The following is a 16,169-nucleotide window of genomic DNA, read 5'->3' on the forward strand; positions in this document are numbered from 1 at the left end:
TTAGACGCTTTTCGGGTCAAGTGTCTGTTTTTAGCCAGATGACCTGTTAATTGTCCGGCAACGTCAAATCTTTGCTAAAAAATAAGGATTCCCGGTTAACGGAAATCCCTGTTTGATATAACGTAGTATTATTTGATTTTCAGTACCTTGTACATTCCCGTAACGGTAAAGACGTTTTTGATGCTATCGTTTACGCCCGTTATTTCAACGCCGCCCTTCTTCATCAGCTCGCGCTGAGCATACACCAGCACGCGCAAGCCTGCCGAGGTGATATAGTCTGTATTGGAAAAGTCAAAAATCATTTTATCGCATTTGGGAAGATTTGATTTTACTGCTTCTTCCAACTCGGGAGCGGTCATCGTGTCGATTTTTCCTTCAACGGTCAGTGTGCAGGTGCTGCCCTTTTTTGATGATGTAGCTTTCATAGTTCATTCTCCGTTTTGTTTTTACTGCTTATAGTATAACACAGTGTTTTTGATTTGTCATTAAATATGCGCAAATTTTTTAGTGACAATCGCCTCGGAATACTGTATAATAATGATAATCGGGAGGTGTGCGTATGAAATCTTCTATATTCAAAAAGGTAGCGCTTTGGCTGCTGATTATCATTACCGCTGTTGAGGTCGTGATGTTTGCCGCTTTATACACCTACACCTATAATAAAGCAGTTGCCGAAGCGACCGCCGATATCACGAAAGCCGCCAAGGATGCCGCCGAGCTTGTCACTTTTACCGACCCGGACAAGTATGATATTGAATCGACTGATGAACAGATCATAACATCTGTGCTTACCAACGCCTGCAATCAGTATGAAGTGGATATAATCTACTTTCTTTTGCCGAATTTGCGGGATAACACGGTCATGTATTTGACGCGCGGCACCAGCGCGCTTCAAGGGTCAAAAGAGGATTCGCACCCTGTAAACGATTTAACGGGTCATTATGTTGAAGGCGGCTTGACCGATGAGATGAAAAGAGCCTTTGAGGGCGACGAAAGCGGCATTGTCGTTCATATCACGAACAAAAACGAGGACAAGCTGGCTTGTTATATGCCGGTTTGGTATTACGGAGATTCCGAAAATGGAAAAGCAGGCGCAAAAATCAAATCAATTGTGAGCGCCGAGATATCCCTTCAAAATGTAACAAGTGATTTTAAAAAGAAATTCCGCGAATTTGCGGTTATTATGGTTATAGTCACGCTGACGGTAGGCATCTCGGCGGCAGTCATCCTGTATTTTAGAGTATCGAAGCCGCTGAAAAAAATCAGTATGAGAATGAAGGGCTTTGTCTCAGACCGTGACGCGGGATTCGAAAAGCTGCCTGTCAAGGGTAAGGACGAGCTTGCCGAAATGTCAGATTCCTTTAACACAATGGCAGATGAGCTTGAGCAATACATCGATGACGTTGCAGAGCTGAACCGGCAAAAAGCCGAGCTGAACATTGCTCAAACCATTCAGCTGGGCTTACTGGAACCGGACTACTTTGAAAACGACAAGGTAAAAATCAACGCTTCGATGACGACCGCAAGGGTTGTCGGCGGCGATTTGTATGATTATCGTATTTTGGATAACGGCAGCGTTTTTGTCGCAATCGGAGACGTTTCGGGCAAGGGTATCACCGCCGCGCTGTTTATGGCACGCGCGATCACTCTGCTGAACAACTACGCAAAGCTCGGTTACTCTCCCGCAAAAATGCTGTTTGAATTCAATAACAATCTTGCGGCGCATAATCCGAATATGATGTTTATTACGGCATTTGTCGCAGTATACGATCCGAAAGTGGGAGAATTGATCTACTCTAACGCAGGTCATAACTATCCGTATATCATATCAGACAAGCTGACCGCACTGAATACTGAAAACGGTATTATGGCAGGCTCGTTTGAAGATGTCGAGTTCCCCGAATACACTGTTAAAATGAAACCCGGCGACTGCCTGTTTATGTATACCGACGGTGTAACGGAAGCGGCGAACAAAAGCGGCGAGCTATTCGGTGAAACGCAGCTGGAGGAAGTTTTGCATAAAAACAAATATTGCGGTGCAAATAATCTGCTGAACGCTGTAACTGCGGAAATCAATGGCTTTGCTCAAGGATCAGAGCAATCGGACGATATGACGATGCTTACACTCCAAATCAAGCCCGACTGATGAACAACACATAACAAATCACATATATAGGCAGATCGATATCGACCTGTCCCAAAAAAGACACTTCACCCTCGAAGTGTCTTTTTATAGACGAATCACGCGGAAATCGTATGTTGTATTCCATCAAAAAGAATGATAGTATATAGCCACAGAAGAGAAAAACATAAATAAACAAAACAAATTCCAATAAAGAGGTAATCAAAATGAAAAAGACAACAAATAAAAAAACAACAGCTACAGTCATCGGAGCATTCGCGCTTTGCGTTTGCGCAGTTACCGCAACACTCTGCTTCACAGGATGCGGCAGTAATAATAACAGCTCCAAAACGGAAACAACGGTAGCACCCACAACGGTCGCCGCGGCAACCGCTGCGCCCGCAACCACTCCTGCTGCAAGCGTTCAGAACAGTTCCGACAATCAAAACACCGGCAGCACACAAAACAGTGCGGCAGCCGACAAACAGGAGTCGCAGGCTAATCAGCAAAAAGCTGCTTTTAAAGCATGCGAGGCAGCTGCAAACATTTACGGCAAAGGCAACTGGGGCGTTGCGAGCATTGAAACAAAGACCACCGATGCCGGCACGGAAATGTACTATATCGGCGTAATGAACTACTCCGATTCTCAGTCTAAGACATATTACTTTTATGTTGACGGCGAAAACTGCTCACCTGACAACTCAGCTAACGATCAGACGTCCTCTTCCGTCAATCAGGAGGAAAACGCAAATAAGATGAAGGCTGTTCAGAGCGCAGTTGAAAAGGCAAAAGAGCTTTACGGCGAAGGCAGCTGGCGCGTATCAAGCTGTGAACAGCAGACTTCATCCGACGGCTCGGCTGTATATTATATCGGAGTAACGAACTACACCGATTCGCAGGGTACAACTCATTACTTCTATGCTGACGGCAGCACCTGCACACCGGCAGACAATTAAGCATGATTTTTTTATGAGGATGATAAAGCTCCGCGTATAAAATATCTTTTCAGCAACGGCAGAAGAAAAACAAAAATGTTTTTCTTCTGCCGTTATGCTTTTGATTTTTTCTTTTTCAAAATCTGATACACTTGTGGTGTACCGCCGTTACATCAAATATCAGCCTATCTATTTGTTTTCTCAGAAAGTGGCAGCACCTTTTATACGTTGTCGACCTTAATTCTAATAGCGAATAATAAGGTACAAAACAAGCAGGACTGCAAAGAACAGGAAAATGAACAAAAGATGCTTCCATTTCTTTTCCCACAGCAGTCCGATGAATTCTCTGACGAACGCGTTTGGGAAGAAATAGAGCTTTGTTTTTGCTGATAGTCCTTTGACTCTCATTTTCAGCTTTTCCGCCAGCGTATAACCGCGGAACACATGGTAATTGGTGGTCGAAAAGCCGACTTTGACGGTATAGATATCGCCGGCATCCTGCTCAATGACTGTTTTTGAGAACGCCATGTTTTGGTAGGTATTAACTGATCGATCTTCTTTCAATATTCTCTCCTCCGGAACACCCATTTCCATCAGACAACGCTTCATGCTTTCCGACTCACTGATCACTTCGTCGCTGCCCTGACCGCCTGACGGAACAAACACAGCGTGCTTTCCGGTTGACTGAAACTGCTCCTGCTCAAAATCATAGGCGCGCTGCACCCTGCCCCGGAGGATTGGCGTCGGCGTACCGTCCTTCCGGATGGCGCATCCGAGGATGATGATATAGTCCATATCATACGGCGGATTGTAACGCGTGGACGCGACCGCGCAAAACATCGTCGAGAGGAACATGCACTCGAAGTAGCTCAGCAAAAACGCAACTCCGATATTCGCCAGCATAGCGAAATAATACAGCGCGTCGGGTTGAATGACGCTGTAGTTATCGCTTAAACGGATCGTCAGTATGCCGCCTGCGACCAGCACAGCAATCACAACGCCCAGCAGGTTTTGCAAGCGGAAGCCCTCCTTGACAACCAGCCAAATATTGCTGACGGCAAGCGACGCAGCAACCATGATAACGGGAATCTCCGAAAACATCACAAAGCGGTTGCCGCTGCTCACAATCAGCGCAAGAATATCCTTGATGGTGACAGCTTCACCAAATCGGCTCCATAGCTGGGAATCCGTCAGGGTGACGATGACATTCAACAGGAGAAACAGAATGATGCCGCCGATGATGACCATTGAATAATAAAATTCTCCGTTTCTTTGTTTTTCCCGAAAGGACAGCGAAAGAACGGCAACAATCAGCAACATCGCCGCCACCCCCAGCGGGATTACTGCCTTCAGCGACGTAAAGCTATCGATCGTCAAATCGTAGACCACGCCAATGGGCAGCACGCGAAACGCCGAGGTTCTAACCAGCATTTGCCCGTTTTCGGGAGAGCGATAGGCAAGGGTTACAACGCAGTCGCCGGGGTTAACACCTTCTACAGTGACCTTCAACTCGTTGTTCCCTTCTTCTGTATAATTCTCCACGGAAACGATCTTGGCAACCGTTTCGTCTGAGCTTTTCGCATGAACCTGATCGGCTTCAAGGTGTTTCGCTCCGACGTTTTCCGTGTAGCTGTACTTGCCGCTGACACAAACGGTATAGACCATAAACGCGATGAGCATTGCTAAAAGGGACAGCGCCAAAACAATATGACGGGGTTTAATCTGAAACTTCTTCATAATGACCTCGCTTGCACTTTAATATCGATTGATTATATTATAGAGGAACACAAAATAGATTTCAAGGGTCTGTCGGTTGCTTTTAGAAAATAAAAGAGCATATTCGGTACCGCAAAGGTTACATCGAAAATATACAAAAGTCCAAACAGCTTTGTGCAATATAGAAAAAAACCGGACATTCAAAGAAACCTGTGGTATGTTGTTGTGCTTGGAAAGAACGGTGAGAAAATGACCACACTCGAAAACCTCTACTACGGCAACATCGCTTCGTATGAGTATGAAGCGGAACGCGGCAGTGAGTATGACGTAACCGCTAAGCTGGTAATTAGACACGAACAAGAACTGTCCGCTACTCTGACGGAGCAGCAAAAAGCTATACTCGAAAAAATCAAAGACAACCACACAGAGATAATGAACCTCGGCGAGCGCAATGCGTTTTGCCGGGGTTTTTCATTTGCTGTCAGGCTGATGATTGACGTCATGAGCAGCAAATCTTAACGCACGAAAATTCGCCCTGTTTAGCACAAATAAATAGTTCACATTTATATACCCGAAGTCACGAAGTAACGCAGACACATCCGATTTGTCGCGGTTTGTGGACGCAAAAAAGGCACAAGCACAGAGTCTGTAGAGATTCTTGGCTTGTGCCTTTATTGTTGATAATTCCAACGGTCAAAATCAGATATGCTGTAAACAAAGAAGCGGATTTGCAGCACCGTGTGATGTTCAATCTGCTCGCCTACTGCGGTATGCGGCGAGGTGAGCTGATGGGGTTGGAATTCAAGGACATCGACTTTGAGAACAACACACTGGAAATCGTCCGCACATCGAACTACCAGAACGGCTCGACGGGTATCTATACCAGCACACCGAAAACCAAATCGAGCGTCCGCGAGCTGTATTTGCAGCCGCACCTGACGGAAATGATTCGTCAGTGGTACGATGAACAGCAGATGAATGCCGAAAAGTGCGGCGACCTGTGGGTCAACAGCGACAGGCTGTTCATCAACTGGCGCGGCGAACCTATGCGGCCGTACTACCCGTACAAATGGCTGAAGGACTTCTGCGAAAAGGAAAACCTTCCGTTCAAGGGCTTGCACAGCTTCCGTCACACGGTCGCCACGGAATCCATCGTAAACGGCGTCGACGTGAGCACGGTATCGGCGATCCTCGGAAACAGCAGCGTTTCCACTACGCTGAACGTCTACACCCACGCAGTCAAAAAAAGCCAAAGCGAAAGCGGCGAACGTTATGGCGGGGCTGATAGACGAAAATGACCCGTAATGACCAAAATAATGACCTGAACCGAAAATGAACAGTTCAGGCAAAAAGAGAAGCTCCGAAAATGGCTGACCAAAGCCATTTTCGGAGCAAGATGAAATGGTGGAGATAACGGGGCTCGAACCCGTGACCTCTTGACTGCCAGTCAAGCACTCTCCCAGCTGAGCTATACCCCCATGAGATAATATTCAGTTATGTTAAGGTCGCGCCGCAGTTTTGACTGCGGCACTTCTGGTGGAGATAAGGTGCGTTTGAAAGCGCGAAACGATCCATCTCGCATGATGGGTTCAGAGATGAAAGAAAAGTTTCATCTGTTTTCTCCCTAAAAACAGTCCACCGGACTGTTTTCTTAACGGTCGCCTTCGAATCCCCGGAAAGATGGGCGGATTCTTTGGCTAATCGGTTGCCGCAACTGTGCAACTCTTTCTGGTGGAGATAAGGGGATTCGAACCCCTGACCTCTTGAATGCGAACCAAGCGCTCTCCCAACTGAGCTATACCCCCAGACGCAAGATATATTATATCATACAAATTTTAGTTTGGCAAGATTTAATTTAAACTTTTTTAGTCTTTTTTCGGCGGCAAAGTAGGAAATATACCTAAAAATTTTACAAATCAGCTTATTATTCTAATAAAGACTTGAAAAATTTATATTATTTGATATAATTCTATTTGGAAATTCATTTCCAAAAAAAATATGAGGAGGAACTTTCTTTGGAAAAACTATTCAAACTAAAAGAGAATGGTACTAACGTCAGAACAGAGATTGTTGCCGGTGTGACAACGTTTCTGGCGATGGCTTACATTCTCGCTGTCAACCCGAGCATTCTTTCGGCGGCAGGTATGCCCAGCGATGCCATTTTCGCTGCGACGTCCATCTCTGCGGCGTTCGCTACTCTGATTATGGCGTTCTTCGCGAATTACCCGGTTGTTCTCGCTTCGGGCATGGGACTTAACGCATACTTCGCTTTCTCCGTTGTACCTCAGCTCGCGTCGCAGGGCATAACTGACCCGTGGAAGGTAGCATTGACCGCCATTCTTTTCGAGGGTGTTATCTTCATCATTCTCTCTATCTTCAGGTTCAGAGAGACTCTGGTCAACAAGGTGCCCAAGAACCTCAAGCTCGGCATTTCGGCAGGTATCGGTTTGTTCATTGTTATTGTCGGTCTCAAGGGTGCCGGCATTGTTACCACCGACGCGTTCGCGACTGTCAGCGAGACCGGCGAGGCGGTTGTTTCATCGTCAACTCTCGTTAAGCTCGGCAACGTCGCTTCTCCCGAATTCGTTCTCGCGATGGTCGGCGTCATCGTAATCGCCGCTCTCTGGCACTTCAAGGTCAAGGGCTCGATTCTTATCGGCATTATCGTTACATGGGTTCTCGGAATCGTCGCCCAGCTCACCGGCTGGTACCACGGTATTTCCGTAATTCCCGATTTCAGCAACTATACCGTATTCGCTCCTGTTCAGTCCATGGCTGAGAATACCTTCTGCAAGTTTGATTTCGCTTATGTTGTACAGAACGGCGTCAACTTCGCGGTTATCGTATTCGCATTCCTCTTTGTTGATCTTTTTGACACAGTCGGCACACTTATCGGCGTTGCTCAGGAAGGCAAGCTTCTTAACGAGAAGGGCGAGCTTCCCAGAGTTGGCCGCGCGCTTATGTCTGACGCACTCGGTACCGTAGGCGGTTCCATTCTCGGTACTTCTACCGTTACCTCTTATGTTGAGTCCACCACCGGTGTTGCTGAGGGCGGAAAGACAGGTCTTACCGCGCTGACTTCTGCTGTACTCTTCCTTCTGGCTTTGCCTCTTTATCCGATTTTCCTTGCGATTCCGTCCTTCGCGACCACTCCTGCGCTTGTATTCGTCGGCTTGCTGATGATCAAGAACGTAACCAAGATGGATTTCGACAGCGACATCGCAGACACAGTCGGTGGTTTCTTTGCTATCATCACAATGCCCTTCACATACTCAATCGCGAACGGCATTATGTTTGGTATAATCACGTGGGTAATCCTCAAGGTTATCACAGGCAAAATCAAGGACATTCATCCTGTCATGTGGGTATCATTCGCGTTGTTTGTTGTGCGAATAGTAACCATAGTAATGGGAGTATCTTCATAAATGCTTTTTCACCCGTCGGTTTCGGCGGGTGATTTTTTGTAAGAATCGCCTTCAAATCCCTTGTCCTCCTGAGTTTGCGGTAAAAAAATTACAGATACCCGTTTGGGTATCTGTAATTTTGGCGGAGGACAAGGGTGTTTGTTATTCCGTGATGCTCCATTTCGCCTGAGCGGTTCAGTGCGAACTGAATACTTTCATCAGCTCTCTCCCTAAAAACAGTCCGCAGGACTGTTTTCTTCACGGTCGCCTTCAAATCCCTTGTCCTCCTGAGTTTGCGGTAAAAAAATTACAGATACCCATTTGGGTATCTGTAATTTTGGCGGAGGACAAGGGTGTTTGTTATTCCGCGATGCTCCATTTCGCCTGAGCGGTTCAGTGCGAACTGAATACTTTCATCAGCTCTCTCCCTAAAAACAGTCCGCAGGACTGTTTTCTTCACGGTCGCCTTCAAATCCCTTGTCCTCCTGAGTTTGCGGTAAAAAAATTACAGATACCCGTTTGGGTATCTGTAATTTTGGCGGAGGACAAGGGTGTTTGTTATTCCGCGATGCTCCGTTTCGCCTGAGCGGTTCAGTGCGAACTGAATACTTTCATCAGCTCTCTCCCTAAAAACAGTCCGCAGGACTGTTTTCTTCACGGTCGCCTTCAAATCCCTTGTCCTCCTGAGTTTGCGGTAAAAAAATTACAGATACCCGTTTGGGTATCTGTAATTTTGGCGGAGGACAAGGGATTTGAACCCTCGCGCCGCGTTAGCGACCTACTCCCTTAGCAGGGGAGCCTCTTCACCACTTGAGTAATCCTCCGTGCGGTAAAGTGATAAAAAATAAATGGCGGAGAGAAAGGGATTCGAACCCTTGGTCCCTTGCGGGATCACTAGTTTTCAAGACTAGCTCCTTAAACCACTCGGACATCTCTCCGTACAGTCCGACTGTATCAGCAAGAATTATTCTATCATAACAGCCTGATTTTGTCAAGTGGAAATTTTATATTTGTACATTAATTAACGGCTTGACAAAGCGCTCTGTTTACGTTAAAATTATACAGTACTCGTCTCAGTAGCTCAGTAGGATAGAGCGTTCGCCTCCTAAGAAAATGTTGCAACAAACACTTTTGGTTGAAAAGTGTGAGGTAATGTGGTAGAATAATCGTAAATATAATACACGTCTTCGTAGCTCAGCCGGATAGAGCGTCCGCCTCCTAAGCGGAAGGCCGTGGGTTCGAATCCCGCCGAGGACGCCATTTTAAGCCGTTTTTGATGATTTTTCATCGAAAGCGGCTTTTCTCTTTTTACGGCTTCCGCTTCCGTGATCGTGCTAACAAAAGTGTGTGGTTATCTAACAGGTGTTAGCACAAAACCGCCGTTTTTGCTAACAAAAATCGCTTTCTTGCTAACAGCAGGAAAAATCCCTCAAAAATCCTGCTAACAGAGTTAGGTGTGCGGTATGGTGGTAGTTTGTTCGCAAAAATTGAGCTGCGACAACTTCTGACATATAATAATGGCAGAAGGAAGTGATTTTATGAGAACGCCCAAATACCATATATACCTAACGAATGAAGAACGCTCGGAGGTTTTGAAATCTTTGATTGATCTCAAAAACGCCCTTATTGAGCAAGGCAAATACACCGATGTGATAGATGAAATCATCATCAAGCTATCCTACGCCCGAAAGAAGTATATTAAGGTTATATACATATAATAATATATAATGGCAGAGGATTTTGAGGTGATCATTATGAAAGCGTCCGAGAAGCCGGAAACCTTTATTGATTGTTTTTGTAACAGCTTTGGGGAGTATATAAGCTCCGTTGTCAATAAACTGCGTGACACGGACTCCGATTACAGAGATATTGAGGAGCGTATCGTCAAGCTATATGAGGATTATCCGAAAATAAAGGCTGTATTTGATTCAGAGCAAGCCGCAGAGCTGTCTGAACAGGATTGCAAGGTGCTTATAAATATACTCTCGCTTCGCAACAGGCTTTTCGATAAACAGCAGGAAGCCGTGTATTTGAGGGGCTGTTATGATAGTATAGGGTATCTCAGTAAAGCAGGAATTATACAAATCAAATAAAACCGAATAACAACGATTGAAGCCGTCTGTTCCTCAATTGGAGCAGGCGGCTTTTGCCAGTGACGTATAATAGATATTAATATAGTGTATAAGATGAATTGACAGCTATCATTCTACTTTTCAATAGAAGATTCAGGATGCATTTTTGATTTTAAAGAGTGAACCGAATAGTACAGGAGCCGACGTGCTTTATTGAAAACATCTATTGTTTTTTCACCGTCTTCTTCAGCATCAACTTGTATAGAGTTAAGCATTCCACAACCAGACTGTTGAGAAGCTCCAAACGATGTAAACAGTTTGGCTTCAAACCCCATACTTGTCGCTTTATCCAGTAATTTTCCAGCTTCTGTTGCATCCATTGTCTTTTTATTTTCAGTAACATTGGTCTTATTTAATACTGACAAATCTATTCGGAAAACTTTTGGATCAAGTTTCTCTAAAATCTTAGATAGTAAATCTTCAGTTAATGTTATGGGATTAATGCTTTCCTCGCCAGCTCTTTTCGGAGGAACATACTCTTTAAACATTAAAATACCAACGCCTATTTTTTCGCCAGTAACAGCAAATAATTCCCGACAGTAACTAAGAAATGTTTCATAATCATAGTCTTCGTTGATTGGCATTAGCCGAGATCTTTCTTTATCAATTGCATGTAATGAAAAATGAATGTTAACTTTATTCTTAAATATACCCTTTTGAATATCTTCAATTAACGAAGGCATGAAATCATAAACTCCACAAGTGGATATGACATACCGATATACTTCTTGGTTGATTTTTTCCATTGCATAATCTGTCAGTTTAATTGCTTCTCTAATTGAAGAATAATTAAAGCCAGGTTCGCCTTGTCCCATAAAGGAAAACTCTCTTGCATGATATCTAACTTCTGGGTAGCCAGGGCACACAGAATCGTAAAGCGCCATAAAAATGCACTGTAGGGCAATTTCCTCTGCAGTTAAAAATCCTTTAAAGCTACGAGAACCAGTGGCACAGAATCGACATTGCTTCTGCCACGCAGAAAGCATACAGCCAATGCTTGTAGAAATTGTATATGACGAAGTGTTTCTATCAATGTTTGCTTGATCCTTATCTTTTGCTTCTTCCGAAACCCTCTGGTTAAATGTTAGACTCTCAACATGTTCTTCGCCCTTTCTCCAGTAATATTTGATTCCATCTTTACCTAGAGGGCTAATAAGACAATGCCCATCAAGTCTAAAATTATCAGCTCTCGGCGGGAGAGATAATGTATCGTTGTCAAGTATTTTAATAGCATCTGGAGATAATTCATTGCTTTTTGAAAAGCGATCATTTTTTGTTGTGCGTTTTTTTGAGGTTAATACTATTTCTTCATCAATCTGATCACTCACTGGATTCCATTCAAAACGTTCATCCCAGTGATAATATTTAAGTGTTACCTTTCCATTACTGTACTCACCTGCACAAAAACCTATATCTGTATTTTCACTAGGATCGCTTGAAGCAATACAACCTACGGTAATCTGTCGGAGGCCTTCACCAAAATGTTCACCATATAATTTGTTATTTTCAAGCTCCACAGGCAGACCGATGGAGGGACAGATAATCACAAGGGCGTTAAAAAAGCTAATCAGAGATCACAACTTGCCTGATGTTTGTTTCCATAGCCTGCGTCATTCGAGTATTACATATAAGCTCAAATGGTCGGGCGGTGATATAAAAGCCGTTCAGGGCGATTCAGGACACGCACGGGCTGATATGGTAACGGAGCAGTATTCGCATATTCTCGACGAAGATAGAGTTGCCAACGCTCGCCGAGTTGACGAACAGGTCTATAACCAGCAGCCGCAACAATCCAAATCAGACAGTAATAACAATGGTATAAATCCAACAGAGTTGCTCGGACAGATTTTCGCAAATCCCGAAATGGGCAAAGCGTTTCAGGCGTTTTTACAGCAGTATCAAAACAACGCATAAAAGGCTATATATAAATGTAAAAGGACGTTCCGTTTGGGGCGTCCTAAATTTTTCTTGCCTATGTTTTATATTTGTGATAGAATACATTTATTGAATTATGGTAAGGAAATTATATCTCAAAACTACCACGTTATGCGGCAACTTTTTTCGGGGACGTGCTAACACCTTGCTAACAGGAATACACACAACTCGTTAATGTTAGCACATTTTAGATGTTTACAGACTACCACGTTACCTGCTGAAAACCGCATTAGAAAGGGAAAATTTGATATTCGTTAAGCTCCAAAGGGAGCCTTCCTGAGGAACTCCTAAGCGAAAGGCCGGGGGTTCGAATCCCTTCTGGGACGCCAAAAATACGATACCCAATCCGGGGTATCGTATTTTTTTACCATAATATTGTCCCGGAAGGGATTCGAAGGCGACCGTTAAGAAAACAGTCCGGCGGACTGTTTTTAGGGAGAGAGCAGATAAATGTTTATTGTTCGCACTGAACCGGTCAGGCGAGATTGCGCACTTCCAATTTGACCAACACCCTTCTGGGACGCCAAAAATACGATACCCAATCCGGGGTATCGTATTTTTTTACCATAATATTGTCCCGGAAGGGATTCGAAGGCGACCGTTAAGAAAACAGTCCGGCGGACTGTTTTTAGGGAGAGAGCAGATAAATGTTTATTGTTCGCACTGAACCGGTCAGGCGAGATTGCACACTTCCAATTTGACTAACACCCTTCTGGGACGCCAAAAATACGATACCCAATCCGGGGTATCGTATTTTTTTACCTTGGCGACCGCAGAATTTTTTCAAAAAGTCATAAGAAAGCTATTGACAGTCATATGAACCTGTGATATAATCATCTCAACGCATAAGAAAGGCGGGTGACTTTATTGCAGGCGTTTATACCCGGGACTACGCTCCCGTATGACGGTGACAAGGGAATGTTCTCAAAAATCCGTCCTCTGATACGCGCGACCGACGGTCTGACGCTCAGTCAGGTCTGTTCGATTACGGGACTTGAGGGCTCGACGATACAGAACTGGGTCAAGCGCGGGTTTGTTTCCCGCCCTGAGCAGAAGAAGTACCGCGAACGTCAGCTTGCGCGAATACTGCTGATCTCCTCGCTGCGCGACTGTATGCCGCTTGACAGGATAGGTACGCTGATGGCGCTTGTCAACGGAGACGCGAACGACACGGACGACGACATCATTTCAGAGGAGCAGATGTACGACTACCTCTGTGCGGTCATCGGCAGGGCAGAGGAGAAGCCATCGGACGATATTTCGGGACTGGTCGCGGAGATCACATCGGACTACACACCCATGCGCGGAGACGCGGCAGAGATTTTGCGTCAGGCGCTGACGGTGATGGCGCTCGCGTATATCGCGGGCAAGTACAAGCGCGAGGCAGACTTGCTCTTTGACATTATGAAGGAGAAAAACAATGGAGACCACTGAGAAGAAAAAAATTAATGTAAATATCAAGAAAATCATAATTCCCGCTGTGATTGTGCTGGCGGCGGTTATCGTCGCGCTTAACAGCTTTGTCGTTGTTGAGGCGGGTCACACAGGCGTTGTCGTCACTATGGGCGCGGTCAACGAGGGTGTGCTTCAGGAGGGTATCCACCTCAAGGCTCCCTTTGTTCAGGACGTTGTAAAGATTGACAACCGCATTCAGAAGCTCGAGGTAAACACCGAGGCGTTCTCTAAGGACTTGCAGAGCGTCAAGACGGTGCTCGCGATCAACTACCGCGTAGATACCTCAAAGAGCTACAGCATCTACAAGAACATCGGCGCGGACTATGAGAACGTGCTCGTAGTTCCTGCGGTAAACGAGGTGCTCAAGGCTATCACCGCGACCTACACCGCCGAGGAGAGCGTTACAAACCGCGCGCTGATTTCCGACGGACTGGTTGAGGGTCTGAACAAGAAGCTCAACGACATCGGTCTTTACGTGACCGACGTAAATATCATCGACTTTGATTTCTCCGAGGCGTTCATCACGGCGATCGAGGAGAAGCAGGTTGCTCAGCAGCAGCTTTTGAAGGCTGAAACCGAGAAGCAGACCAAGATCACGAACGCTCAGGCGGACGCCGAGGCTGTAAAGATCAAGGCTGACGCGGAGGCTTCGGCTAATGAAACGATTTCTAAGTCGCTGACCGACAACATTATTGAAAACAAGAAGATCGAAAAATGGAACGGCGAGCTGCCCCGTGTTGAAGGCGGCAGCGGCACGATTATCGACATCGGCGGAGTTGAAAAAGGAAGTGCAAACTGATGAAAGAGAAGAATGAAAGATTCGTTGAAAAGCTTACCGAAGGAAAGTCGCTCAGCGAGTTAGGCTCTAGAACCGTGCTTGTCGATACCGAAACGGGCGTTAACTATCTGTTTATCAAGAGCGGTTACAGCGGCGGCTTAACTCCGCTCTACAACGCCGACGGCTCGCTTGTGGTAACAAAGTAATTGCTTTATATGGAACCTTTGCCGAAGAATAGCCGAAGTAAGGTATAGCTGAGACATTTCCCGCGAAAATGTGCAGCGGAAATTAAATAAAACTTTTAGTACGCGATTTAAAACACTTGCAAATTACTTTGAATAGTGGTATTATGTTAAGAGATAACACGGCGACGGAGAGAGTAGCACGGAATTACCGTTCTGAAAGAGAGACGCGTCATCGGCTGAAAGCGCGTCATTGCGGCTCAGTGTGAAGTTCACTCCCGAGTGGTGAGGCTGAATTTGCAGTAAGCTTCAACGGCTTGCCCCGTTACAGGCACAACGAGTGTCCGAGCAATCGGAAATCAGGGTGGTACCACGGAAATTTTTCGTCCCTGTGCAGGAAACTGCACAGGGCTTTTTTCTGCATAATTACAAATATTATATAGGAGGAAATTATGGATAACAGAATTGATGTTCTCAGAGAAGAAATCAAGCAGAAGCTGAGCAGCGTCGGCGACCTTGCAGAGCTCGACAAGCTCAGGGTCGGCTATCTCGGCAAAAAGGGCAGCATCACAGCGCTGCTCAAGGGTATGAAGGATCTCACCAACGAGGAGAGAAAGACCTTCGGCGCGGAGGTCAATAAGCTCAAGGCGAACGCCGCCGAGCTGATCGACAAGAAGGTCGAGGAGCTCAACAGAAAAGCTATCGAGGCTGAAATCAACCTCATGCCTGTATTTGACGTTACAACTCCGCCCGAGCTTACACGCGGTTCTTATCACCCCGTAACTCTTTCGCAGCGTCAGTGCGAGGCTGTGTTCAAGTCAATGGGCTTCACCGTAGAGGATTACGCCGAGGTCGTAACCGACTACGAGTGCTTTGAGGCGGTAAATATTCCCAAGCACCACCCCGCGCGCGATATGCAGGACACCTACTATCTCGAGAACGGTCAGCTGCTCAAAACGCAGACCTCGGCGGCACAGAACGCGATTCTCAGAAAGTACGGCAAGAACCTCACCGAGAACGGCGTGCCGATCAAGGCGATTTTCCCGGGACGCTGCTTCCGCAACGAGGCGACCGACGCCTGCCACGAGAATACCTTCTTCCAGATGGAGGGTATGATGGTGGACAAGGATATCTCTATCTCGAACCTCATTTACTTTATGAAAACAATGCTCTCCGAGGTGTTCCAGCGCGACATCAAGGTTCGTCTCCGCCCGGGCTTTTTCCCGTTCGTAGAACCCGGCTTCGAGCTTGACATCAACTGCGAAATCTGCGGCGGAGAGGGCTGTCCCTCCTGCAAGCACAGCGGCTGGCTGGAGCTTTGTCCCTGCGGTATGATCCACCCGAACGTTCTGCGCGAGGGCGGCGTTGACCCCGAGAAGTACACAGGCTTCGCGTTTGGTCTCGGCCTTACGCGTCTTGCGATGATGAAGTACGGCGTCAAGGATATCCGCGACCTCAACAGCGGCAGCCTCAAGGCTCTGTCGCAGTTTACCGACGATGATAACTAAGG

Annotated in this window: 14 protein-coding genes, 5 tRNA genes and 1 other annotated feature; of the genes, 12 read left to right on the forward strand and 7 right to left on the reverse strand. The window is 46.0% G+C overall.

Going from position 1 to position 16,169, the window contains the following annotated elements; all coding sequences use genetic code 11:
• Window positions 1-128: 128 nt before the first annotated feature.
• Window positions 129-425, reverse strand: coding sequence for an STAS domain-containing protein (locus AB1I49_RS01880; RefSeq protein WP_316610782.1), 297 nt, complete (start codon window positions 423-425; stop codon window positions 129-131).
• Between the two features lie 134 nt (window positions 426-559).
• Between AB1I49_RS01880 and AB1I49_RS01885 the strand changes: the two genes are divergently transcribed.
• Both AB1I49_RS01885 and AB1I49_RS01890 read left to right on the forward strand, forming a co-directional pair.
• Window positions 560-2,146: a SpoIIE family protein phosphatase gene (locus tag AB1I49_RS01885; protein ID WP_407721245.1), complete on the forward strand. Its 1,587-nt coding sequence runs from the start codon at window positions 560-562 to the stop codon at window positions 2,144-2,146.
• Window positions 2,147-2,349: 203 nt separating this feature from the next.
• Complete coding sequence (locus tag AB1I49_RS01890; protein ID WP_407721246.1) at window positions 2,350-3,078, forward strand: hypothetical protein; 729 nt, start codon at window positions 2,350-2,352, stop codon at window positions 3,076-3,078.
• Between the two features lie 222 nt (window positions 3,079-3,300).
• Here the strand turns inward: AB1I49_RS01890 and AB1I49_RS01895 are convergent, their stop codons facing one another.
• Window positions 3,301-4,794: a YdcF family protein gene (locus tag AB1I49_RS01895; RefSeq protein WP_407721247.1), complete on the reverse strand. Its 1,494-nt coding sequence runs from the start codon at window positions 4,792-4,794 to the stop codon at window positions 3,301-3,303.
• 228 nt (window positions 4,795-5,022) lie between these two features.
• On the opposite strand from AB1I49_RS01895, the gene AB1I49_RS01900 reads away from it, so the two are divergent.
• Entirely contained in the window at window positions 5,023-5,292 is a 270-nt protein-coding gene (locus AB1I49_RS01900) for a DUF6809 family protein (RefSeq protein ID WP_407721248.1), read from the forward strand.
• 146 nt (window positions 5,293-5,438) lie between these two features.
• Window positions 5,439-6,071, forward strand: a complete 633-nt coding sequence (locus AB1I49_RS01905) for a site-specific integrase (RefSeq protein WP_407721249.1) — start codon at window positions 5,439-5,441, stop codon at window positions 6,069-6,071.
• 104 nt (window positions 6,072-6,175) lie between these two features.
• On the opposite strand, the gene AB1I49_RS01910 is transcribed toward AB1I49_RS01905, so the two are convergent.
• Window positions 6,176-6,251 (reverse strand) — tRNA-Ala (locus AB1I49_RS01910).
• Window positions 6,252-6,502: 251 nt separating this feature from the next.
• Window positions 6,503-6,578: transfer RNA gene (locus tag AB1I49_RS01915), tRNA-Ala, on the reverse strand.
• A gap of 210 nt (window positions 6,579-6,788) precedes the next feature.
• On the opposite strand from AB1I49_RS01915, the gene AB1I49_RS01920 reads away from it, so the two are divergent.
• Window positions 6,789-8,198: an NCS2 family permease gene (locus AB1I49_RS01920; protein WP_201426838.1), complete on the forward strand. Its 1,410-nt coding sequence runs from the start codon at window positions 6,789-6,791 to the stop codon at window positions 8,196-8,198.
• Window positions 8,199-8,911: 713 nt separating this feature from the next.
• On the opposite strand, the gene AB1I49_RS01925 is transcribed toward AB1I49_RS01920, so the two are convergent.
• Window positions 8,912-9,001 (reverse strand) — tRNA-Ser (locus tag AB1I49_RS01925).
• Between the two features lie 25 nt (window positions 9,002-9,026).
• A tRNA-Ser gene (locus AB1I49_RS01930) sits at window positions 9,027-9,115 on the reverse strand.
• 245 nt (window positions 9,116-9,360) lie between these two features.
• On the opposite strand from AB1I49_RS01930, the gene AB1I49_RS01935 reads away from it, so the two are divergent.
• Window positions 9,361-9,437, forward strand: a tRNA-Arg gene (locus AB1I49_RS01935).
• A 494-nt stretch (window positions 9,438-9,931) separates the two neighbouring features.
• Entirely contained in the window at window positions 9,932-10,270 is a 339-nt protein-coding gene (locus AB1I49_RS01940) for a DUF6664 family protein (RefSeq protein ID WP_407721250.1), read from the forward strand.
• A 113-nt stretch (window positions 10,271-10,383) separates the two neighbouring features.
• On the opposite strand, the gene AB1I49_RS01945 is transcribed toward AB1I49_RS01940, so the two are convergent.
• Entirely contained in the window at window positions 10,384-11,826 is a 1,443-nt protein-coding gene (locus AB1I49_RS01945; RefSeq protein ID WP_407721251.1) for a hypothetical protein, read from the reverse strand.
• A gap of 10 nt (window positions 11,827-11,836) precedes the next feature.
• Here AB1I49_RS01945 and AB1I49_RS01950 point away from each other — a divergent pair, with 10 nt between their 5' ends.
• The 5 genes from AB1I49_RS01950 to pheS all read left to right on the forward strand — a co-directional run bounded on the left by AB1I49_RS01950 (window position 11,837) and on the right by pheS (window position 16,167).
• Complete coding sequence (locus tag AB1I49_RS01950; protein ID WP_407721252.1) at window positions 11,837-12,223, forward strand: site-specific integrase; 387 nt, start codon at window positions 11,837-11,839, stop codon at window positions 12,221-12,223.
• 888 nt (window positions 12,224-13,111) lie between these two features.
• Window positions 13,112-13,678, forward strand: a complete 567-nt coding sequence (locus AB1I49_RS01955) for a DUF1836 domain-containing protein (RefSeq protein ID WP_407721253.1) — start codon at window positions 13,112-13,114, stop codon at window positions 13,676-13,678.
• Window positions 13,665-14,498, forward strand: a complete 834-nt coding sequence (locus AB1I49_RS01960) for a prohibitin family protein (RefSeq protein ID WP_316609175.1) — start codon at window positions 13,665-13,667, stop codon at window positions 14,496-14,498. Before AB1I49_RS01955 ends, AB1I49_RS01960 begins: the two co-directional genes overlap by 14 nt.
• Window positions 14,498-14,683: a DUF6440 family protein gene (locus AB1I49_RS01965; protein ID WP_316611547.1), complete on the forward strand. Its 186-nt coding sequence runs from the start codon at window positions 14,498-14,500 to the stop codon at window positions 14,681-14,683. Before AB1I49_RS01960 ends, AB1I49_RS01965 begins: the two co-directional genes overlap by 1 nt.
• A gap of 152 nt (window positions 14,684-14,835) precedes the next feature.
• Window positions 14,836-15,053: a binding site (T-box leader), on the forward strand.
• A gap of 58 nt (window positions 15,054-15,111) precedes the next feature.
• On the forward strand, window positions 15,112-16,167 hold the full coding sequence (gene pheS, locus AB1I49_RS01970; RefSeq protein WP_316609173.1) for a phenylalanine--tRNA ligase subunit alpha: 1,056 nt from the start codon (window positions 15,112-15,114) through the stop codon (window positions 16,165-16,167).
• The last annotated feature ends 2 nt before the right edge of the window (window positions 16,168-16,169 follow it).

This window comes from Ruminococcus sp. NATIVEDY160, from assembly GCF_045819885.1.
Classification (GTDB): domain Bacteria; phylum Bacillota; class Clostridia; order Oscillospirales; family Acutalibacteraceae; genus Ruminococcoides.